Source organism: Bradyrhizobium sp. 23 (genome assembly GCF_023073295.1).
GTDB classification, from domain to species: Bacteria; Pseudomonadota; Alphaproteobacteria; order Rhizobiales; family Xanthobacteraceae; genus Bradyrhizobium; species Bradyrhizobium canariense_D.
The window spans coordinates 19,768-25,944 of the sequence record NZ_JADPJF010000098.1 but is presented as its reverse complement, the minus strand read 5'-3'; the positions used below and the strand labels follow the sequence as shown (position 1 = coordinate 25,944).

Below are 6,177 nucleotides of genomic sequence, written 5' to 3'. Positions count from 1 at the left end.
CCCGGCTCGACCGGGCGATCCCGTACGCCGCGGCTTCTCGGCTTGAGCCGCACCGTCTCGGAGTACTGGATCCCCGCTCCCGTGCGCAATTGCGCACTAGGCGGGGATGACAGCCGAATTTGCCTCTCGCATAGCGACATCAACGAATTAAACCGGAGGATCCCATGAACATCCGCTCCAATCCCGACAAGACCGTCCCCGCCGTCACCACCGGCCCGCTGCCCTCGTCGCGAAAAATCTTCGCCTCGCCCGATGCCGCGCCCGACCTGCGCGTGCCGCTGCGCGAGATCATCCTGTCCGAAGGCGCCGGCGAACCGAACCTGCCGGTGTACGACACCTCCGGCCCCTACACCGACCCTAGCGTGACCATCGACGTCAACGCCGGTCTGGCGCGCGGCCGCAAGGCCTGGGTGCTGGAGCGCGGCGGCGTCGAGGAATATCAGGGCCGGCAGATCAAGCCGGAGGACAATGGCAGCGTCTCCACCGACAAGGCCGCGCGCGCCTTCTCGGCCTATCACCAGCCGCTGCGCGGCCGCGACGGCCACAAGATTACGCAGCTCGAATTCGCCCGTGCCGGCATCATCACCAAGGAGATGATCTACGTCGCGGCACGCGAAAATCTCGGCCGCAAGGAGCAGCTCGAGCGTGCGGAAGCAGCCCTTGCCGACGGCGAAAGCTTTGGCGCGGAAGTGCCCGCCTTCATCACCCCGGAGTTCGTCCGCAGCGAGATCGCGCGGGGACGTGCCATCATCCCCTGCAACATCAACCACGCCGAACTCGAGCCAATGATCATCGGCCGCAACTTCCTGACCAAGATCAACGCCAATATCGGCAACTCGGCGGTGACGTCATCGGTCGAGGAAGAGGTTGAGAAGATGGTGTGGGCGATCCGCTGGGGCGCCGATACCGTGATGGACCTCTCGACCGGGCGCAACATCCACACCACCCGCGAATGGATTTTGCGCAACGCGCCGGTGCCGATCGGCACCGTTCCGATCTATCAGGCGCTGGAGAAGTGCGACGGCGATCCGGTCAAGCTGACCTGGGAGCTCTACAAGGACACGCTGATCGAGCAGTGCGAGCAGGGCGTCGACTATTTCACCATCCACGCCGGCGTGCGCCTGCAATACATCCACCTCACCGCCAACCGCGTCACCGGCATCGTGTCGCGCGGCGGCTCGATCATGGCCAAGTGGTGCCTGGCGCATCACAAGGAAAGCTTCCTCTACACCCATTTCGACGAGATCTGCGATCTCATGCGCAAGTATGACGTCTCGTTCTCGCTCGGCGACGGCCTGCGTCCGGGCTCGATCGCCGATGCCAACGATCGCGCGCAATTCGCCGAATTGGAGACGCTCGGAGAACTCACCAAGATCGCGTGGGACAAGGGCTGCCAGGTCATGATCGAAGGCCCCGGCCACGTGCCGATGCACAAGATCAAGATCAACATGGACAAGCAGCTCAAGGAATGCGGCGAAGCGCCGTTCTACACCCTCGGGCCCCTGACCACCGACATCGCGCCGGGCTACGACCACATCACCTCGGGCATCGGCGCCGCCATGATCGGCTGGTTCGGCTGCGCCATGCTCTGCTACGTCACGCCGAAGGAGCATCTCGGCCTGCCCGATCGCAACGACGTCAAGGTCGGCGTCATCACCTACAAGATCGCCGCCCACGCCTCCGATCTCGCCAAGGGTCACCCGGCAGCCCAGCTGCGCGACGACGCGCTCTCCCGCGCCCGTTTCGACTTCCGCTGGAGCGACCAGTTCAACCTCGGCCTCGACCCCGAGACCGCCAAGAACTTCCACGACGAGACCCTGCCGAAGGAAGCCCACAAGGTCGCGCATTTCTGCTCGATGTGCGGCCCAAAATTCTGCTCGATGAAGATCACGCAGGACGTCCGCGACTACGCCGCGACGCTGAACGACCCGAACGGCGTGGGCATGTCGATGAGCGGCACCGCCGAGGACGGCATGGCTAAGATGAGCGCGAAGTTCAAGGAGATGGGCGAGAACTTGTATCTGGATGCGGAGAAGGTGAAGGAGAGCAATCGGGTGTTGTGAGCGGGCCCGTGCGAACTTTGGGGGCGACGATCGTCGCCCCCAAAGTTGGAAACGCAATGCGAACGGCCCATGCGGTCTGAAATACTACCAGGACTACCACCGTACGGACCTCCGGCCATCTCTTTGACCGGACACGGTGAGCGCGAATTTCGGGAAGGTTTGGTTGTCCGCTTCTATCCCAAGGGTTCCGATCCATGGATCGGCAATTTCGTGGGAGGCATCTTCGATTGCACCACTGTGCTCGATCATCCCAACGGAAGGGACGTGATCGTTGTCGCGTGTGGCGATACTTGCATTATCGATCCGGAACACCACGCCATTCGAGATCGCATTGCAAGTGACACCGGACAAGTGATTGCGGTACCGGCTCTTGGACTGGTGGTTTTCCAAGGGTTGGTCGATTTTAGCGCGGTTCGGTCAGATGACCTGTGATGGATTAGTCCGCGGATTTCGTGGGATAGCTTCCGCAGTATCAATGTCCACGAAACCAAACTTACCGGCGAAGCATGGTCTGCAATTGGAGACTCTTGGGTATCATTCAGCCTCGATCTTTTGACAGACCACTGCACCGACGGAGTTTATGAGTTAGATGCGGCTCGGGCGGTGCGTGTGACGCGCAAATCGGACTAGCGCGGGCAAGCGTAGCCCGGATGAGCGCAGCGACATCCGGGTCTTTGCCGCCCCGCATATCACTCCGTTCATGCGGGCTACAGCCGCGGATAATTGACGTGCCGGATACATCCCCTCACCGCCTCCCCGACCAGCTCCTTCCCAACCTCCGTCTCGTCTTCGTCGGCACCGCCGCCTCGACGCGGTCGGCCGAGCTCGGGCACTATTACGCCCATCCCGGAAACCGCTTCTGGCGCGCGATTCATGAGGCCGGGATCACGCCGCGGCGCTATCAGCCGGGCCAGTTCGCAAGCTTGCTCGATCTCGGGATCGGCTTCACCGATCTTTCCAAATCGGGCGCCGGGATGGATCACCAGATCGCGGCGGAGACGATCGACGTGCCGGGGTTCAGGGCCAAGATCGAAAAGTATCAGCCAAGGACAATTGCGTTCACGAGCAAGAAGGCGGCGAGCTTGTTTTATGGCAGGCCGTCAAGCGGGATTGCGCTGGGGCGGCAGCTGCGGGATGAGAGTCTGCCCGAGATGTTCGTGCTGCCCTCGCCGTCCGGCGCGGCGTCCGGGCATTGGACGCTGGAGCCGTGGCGCGAGCTTGCGGCGTGGATCGCTGCAACGGAATAGTCGAGAGTGTCCCCGCTTTGGCCTGCTCGCGTGTCCCGGGCAAGCGAAGCGCAGACCCGGGACCCAGAAGCTCCGGCACGGATGCGGCATGGGCCCCGGCTCTGCAGCGCACCACGCCGCGAAGAGCGGCGCGATGCGCTGCGTCCGGGGCACGGGCACCTGCCTCACCCAGCATACGCCCTATCCAAATCCGCAATCACGATCTTTCTCATCTGCATCATCGCCTGCATGACGCGGTTCGCCTTGCTGCGGTCGGGGTCGCCGAGGTAGCGGCCGAGCGCTGATGGGATCACCTGCCAGGACAGCCCGAACCTGTCCTTGAGCCAGCCGCAGCGGGATTCTTCGCCGCCGTCGGCGGTGAGCCTGTCCCAGAAATAATCGACTTCCGCTTGCGTCTCCACGCTGATGAAGAACGACACCGCTTCGTTGAACTTGTATTGCGGGCCCCCGTTGAGCGCGTTGAAGCGCTGGCCTTCGAGCTCGAACACCGCCATGAAGTCGCTGACGGTCTCAACCTTGGCGTTGGGAAACACCGATTTGTAGAAGGCGACGGCCGCCGGCACGTTGTTGTCGAACCAGAGAAACGGCGTGATGGAGGTCATGAACGGATATCCTTTCGCCTCGGGCGGGCGCGCGGCGGCGCGCCGATGTTCCAAGGACGTGGCAGGTAGGGACGTTCCGACAGCGGCGGCGGGATTTTCTTGTAGCCCGGATGAGCGACAGCGACATCCGGGGCCGGCAGCTGCCCCGCATATCGCTATCGCTCATGCGGCCTACGGGGTCCACGAAAACGCATTAACCTGTCGGAATCCACTCATTCCATTCGTCCTTCGAACGCAAAACGCGATCAACCCCGGAGCCCCTCCCGATGCCCCCCACCATCACCGCCTTCGAAAGCTCGCCCGACCGCGGCAAGGGGCAAGCCCGCGACATGCGGGTGCGCTGGGCGCTCGAAGAGGTCGGCCAGCCTTACGACGTGCGTCTGGTTTCGTTCCAAGCGATGAAAGAACCCGCGCATCTCGCCCTGCATCCATTCGGGCAGATTCCGACCTACGAGCACGGCGATCTCGCCCTGTTCGAGTCCGGCGCGATCGTGCTCCATATCGCCGAGCGCTGAGCACGCTGGAGCCGCCGATCGTCGAGCTCGGGATGGCCATGCTGTTCGAGCGCGACAAGAGCTGGTACGCGGAGCGGCTGCCCATGCTGCAGGATCGCGTCCATGTCAGGCTCGGCGAATTGGCCCGTCGCCTCGGCGATGCCGACTGGCTCGACGGCGCGTTCAGCGCCGGCGACTTCATGATGGTGACAGTGCTGCGCAGGTTGAACGCATCAGGCATGCTGGACGAATATCCAGATATCGCCGTCTATGTGGCTCGCGGCGAAGCGCGGCCCGCGTTCAGGCGGGCGTTCGATGCGCAATTGGCGGTGTTCACCGGGGCACGCTTGGCGCCCTAAAGATCGAAATTGGTCGGCAGCATCACCACGTCGCGGATGGTCATGCCGCGCGGCCGCGTCAGCATGAACATCACGACCTCAGCCACGTCGCCGGCCTCCAGCAGGCTTCCCGAGTCCCTGGCTTCCTTCAGCTTCTCCGGCGGCCAGTCCGCGAGCAAGGCGCTGACGACCGGACCGGGCGAAATCGAGCCGACGCGGATGCCGTGCTTGAAGACCTGGCGCCGCACCGTCTGGACGAAGCAGTTCACCGCCCATTTGGACGACGCATAGACCGGCTCCCATGGCGTGGGAAAATGCGCCGCCAGCGAGCTCGTGACGATGATGTCGCCGGTCCCGCGCGCGATCATGTGCGGCAGCACGTCGTGTACGTTCTTCATCACGACGTTGACATTCAGGTTCAGCATCCGGTCGATCGCCATGGTGTCGGCATCGACCAGATCGCCACCGACATACGTCCCGGCATTCGCATGCAGGATATCGAGCTGGCCGGCCTGCTCCAGAACGCGCGGCAGCACCGTTGCACAGTCTTTTGGGTCCAGCAGATCGATGAGCAGCGGGATCACCGCGTCGCCGTGCTTGTCGCGGAGCGCCTTCAGCGCGGCCTCATCGCGGTCGACCATCACCACGCGCGCGCCGGCGGCCAGCATCGCCTCGGTGCTGGCCAATCCGATGCCCGACGCAGCCCCGGTCACGGCCGCCACCTTGCCGTCCAACTCTCTCGCCATGGGATCCCCATCTTGCCGAGGTCACTGGGATCGTGAGTATAGCGACCCCGGCCGGAATTGTCGGGAAGAGATGGTGGGCGCGGCGCTTGCGCCCCATTTCCCCCTACGACATCGGCCTTACCGCAGCGTGATCGCAAGCCCGCTCAGATCCGCATTCGCCATCAGGCCGACCTGCGTGCCGGACAGCTCGAGCACGGCGCCCTTCTGGTTGGTCAGCACGATCGCACGCGCGCCGCGGCCCACTGCGATGCCCGCACCGGCGGCGCCATAGACGCCGGCGATGTCGGAGGGCCGGTTGATGTTGGAGACGCGGCCGCGCAGCACGGTCTTGGAGCCGCCGAAGACGAGGCCGTAGTCGAGCCCGCCGGTCGAGAGCGAATAGGCGCGGCCGCGGAAGTTCAGCACGCCCGAGCCGCCGGAGCCGCCGATGATCCAGCCCGCCTTGTAGATCGTCAGCACCACGGTGCCGCCGTCGGCCAGAGCCGAGGTCGAGAGGCCGGCAAGCGCGGCAATGCCGACCAGCGCGGCGCGGAGGGTGGATGCGAACTTCATGGGAGTCTCCGGGGGCTATTCTTCAAGGAGGGAAACGAATCGAACGAGCGGAATCTATCCGATGGATCGGGGCGGCAACATGATGGGATGGGCGCGAGTCGCGGTCTGTAGCAACACACCCAACTGTCATCGCCC

General features: G+C 64.0%; 6 protein-coding genes and 1 pseudogene. 4 read left to right on the top strand and 3 right to left on the bottom strand.

Annotation, left to right across the window (positions count from 1 at the left end; all coding sequences use genetic code 11):
• Positions 1-164: 164 nt before the first annotated feature.
• The 3 genes from thiC (at position 165) to IVB32_RS23920 (ending at position 3,310) form a co-directional block, all read left to right on the top strand.
• The gene (gene thiC / locus IVB32_RS23930; protein WP_247294956.1) at positions 165-2,063 is read left to right on the top strand and encodes a phosphomethylpyrimidine synthase ThiC; all 1,899 of its coding nucleotides are present in this window, start codon (positions 165-167) and stop codon (positions 2,061-2,063) included.
• Between the two features lie 123 nt (positions 2,064-2,186).
• Positions 2,187-2,495: a hypothetical protein gene (locus IVB32_RS23925; RefSeq protein ID WP_247294958.1), complete on the top strand. Its 309-nt coding sequence runs from the start codon at positions 2,187-2,189 to the stop codon at positions 2,493-2,495.
• A gap of 296 nt (positions 2,496-2,791) precedes the next feature.
• Positions 2,792-3,310: a mismatch-specific DNA-glycosylase gene (locus IVB32_RS23920; RefSeq protein WP_247294960.1), complete on the top strand. Its 519-nt coding sequence runs from the start codon at positions 2,792-2,794 to the stop codon at positions 3,308-3,310.
• A gap of 164 nt (positions 3,311-3,474) precedes the next feature.
• Here the strand turns inward: IVB32_RS23920 and IVB32_RS23915 are convergent, their stop codons facing one another.
• Entirely contained in the window at positions 3,475-3,912 is a 438-nt protein-coding gene (locus IVB32_RS23915; RefSeq protein WP_085349134.1) for a VOC family protein, read from the bottom strand.
• A 266-nt stretch (positions 3,913-4,178) separates the two neighbouring features.
• On the opposite strand from IVB32_RS23915, the pseudogene IVB32_RS23910 reads away from it, so the two are divergent.
• Positions 4,179-4,765 (top strand): annotated as a pseudogene (locus IVB32_RS23910) (glutathione S-transferase).
• On the opposite strand, the gene IVB32_RS23905 reads toward IVB32_RS23910, so the two are convergent.
• Positions 4,762-5,490 carry an SDR family oxidoreductase gene (locus tag IVB32_RS23905; protein ID WP_085351856.1) on the bottom strand — a complete coding sequence of 243 codons (729 nt, stop codon included), beginning with the start codon at positions 5,488-5,490 and terminating at the stop codon, positions 4,762-4,764. The pseudogene IVB32_RS23910 and the gene IVB32_RS23905 overlap by 4 nt on opposite strands.
• A gap of 117 nt (positions 5,491-5,607) precedes the next feature.
• The gene (locus tag IVB32_RS23900; protein WP_018454147.1) at positions 5,608-6,042 is read right to left on the bottom strand and encodes a hypothetical protein; all 435 of its coding nucleotides are present in this window, start codon (positions 6,040-6,042) and stop codon (positions 5,608-5,610) included.
• Positions 6,043-6,177: the final 135 nt, after the last annotated feature.